Here is a 1819-nt window from a genome sequence, read left to right as displayed (position 1 = left end):
TCCAGGGATCCATCGCGCAGGTCATCGCCGCCTGGGGGCAGCTGTCGGCCAGCGACAAGTCCGCCCTCGCCGGATCCATGTTCCCGCCCGGCTTCGACCGCGACACCCTGCTGCGCGGACTGGTACCCGGCAGCGGCACCAGTGCGCTGGCCGCCGGACTCACCCGAGTCGGCGCGCCCTATGTCTGGGGTGCGGTCGGTCCCGACCAGTTCGACTGCTCCGGCCTGGTGCAGTGGGCGTTCAAGCAGGTCGGCAAGAACGTGCCGCGCACCAGCCAGCAGCAGTCGCAGTTCGGCACGCCGGTGGCGCAGGCCGATCTGCAGCCCGGGGACGTGGTGTTCTTCTACCCTGAGGTGTCACATGTGGGCATCTACGCGGGCAACGGTCTGATGCTGCACGCCTCCACCTTCGGCGTGCCGGTAGCGGTCGCCCCGATGGGCTCCACACCCTTCCATTCGGCGCGACGCTACTGATACGAGGCGGGCATGGGCATTCAGGTGTGGAGGCAGCGGCGGGTGATCACGCAGGGCCTCGCTCGTGTCCGGAGGAGAGAGTCGGCGCGAGAGGTCAGGCGGGCCGCCGGGGCACACGCGGCACGGGGGACGTGCGCGGAGGCGGCAATCGGGCGATGCCACGCCACCCCCGCTCATGCCCGAAAGGACGCGGCATGAGCGCCCCGGCGCGGAGGCGGCAGTGGGGCCTCACCACGCGGCACTCCGCTCATGCGGGAAAGGGCACGGCATGAGCGGTCGGGTGTGGAGGCGGCAGTGGGGGTGTCACGACGCAGCGCCCCGCTCCTGCGGGAAAGAACGCAGCATGAGCGCGCTGCGGGGGTTGCGGGGGTGGCTGGGTACGCGGCGGCGGTTCCAGTTCGTCGTCACGCTCGTCATGGTGATGGCGCTGACCGGGACCTGCGGTGTGTTGCTGCTGCTGCCTACGACGGTGGTGCCGAAACTGCGGGCGGGTACGCCGCCCGCCGCGACGCCGCAGTCGAGTGTGGTCGTCGATCCGCAACTGGAGCGGGTGCGGCGGACGATGGCGTCCTACGGGGAGGTGGTCAGCGAGACCGTCGCGCTCCGGGACGGGCAGGCCGGGATCGTGCTCGGACATCCGGCGCAGCGGGATGCCATCGACATCCTGGCGGCCGAACTCGACGACGCCACCGCGGCCGTGACCGCGCTCTGGGGAACCGACTGGTCACGCGCTCCGGTGGTGGTGATCGCCACCAGCCCATCGGAATTCGCCGGACTCACGAACACCGTGGGCGAGGTGCCCGCCGAGGTGGCCGCGGTGACCGTCGCCGATCCGTTCCGGCCCGGGAGCCGACCCACCGGGCAGCGGGTGGTGTTCGGACCGCAGTCCGGGGATCGCCTCGGCCCCGACGGGCTGCGCTCGGTGCTCCGGCACGAACTCACCCATATCGCCACGCGCGCGGTGACCGTGGACGGGTCACCGCAGTGGATGCTCGAGGGTTTCGCCGAATACGCGGCACATCGCGGCGGAGACCGGACCGCCGCCGAGATCGCGCCCACCCTGGCCGCGCGGGCCCGTGCCGGGGAGCTGCCGCGCGACCTGCCCGCGGACGCGGTCTTCGCGCCGGGCAGCGGACAGGCCGCGTCGGCCTATGAACAGGCGTGGTCCGCCTGCGCTTTCATCGCCGACGAATTCGGCGATCCCACACTGGTGAACCTGTATCGCTCCCTCGCGACGGGTCCCAAGAACGTCGCGGCCGTGGACGACATCCTGCGCGACACTCTGGGGACCCCTCGCGAGGGTTTCCTCGCCCGCTGGCGATCGTGGATCGTCGCGCGGACGGCGG

General features: G+C 71.7%; 2 protein-coding genes. Both read left to right on the top strand.

From position 1 onward, the window contains the following. On the top strand, positions 1–473 hold a 473-nt coding region (locus tag QK444_RS35985; protein ID WP_282786550.1), incomplete at its 5' end, for an NlpC/P60 family protein. A 343-nt stretch (positions 474–816) separates the two neighbouring features. Further along, a partial coding sequence (locus tag QK444_RS35980; protein WP_282786548.1) for a hypothetical protein occupies positions 817–1819 on the top strand: 1003 nt, incomplete at its 3' end.

Source organism: Nocardia sp. CC201C, assembly GCF_030010695.1.
In the GTDB taxonomy this organism is placed as follows: Bacteria; Actinomycetota; Actinomycetes; order Mycobacteriales; family Mycobacteriaceae; genus Nocardia; species Nocardia otitidiscaviarum.
The sequence above is the reverse complement of the archived record's forward strand: the minus strand, read 5'-3'. Positions and strand labels throughout refer to the sequence as shown.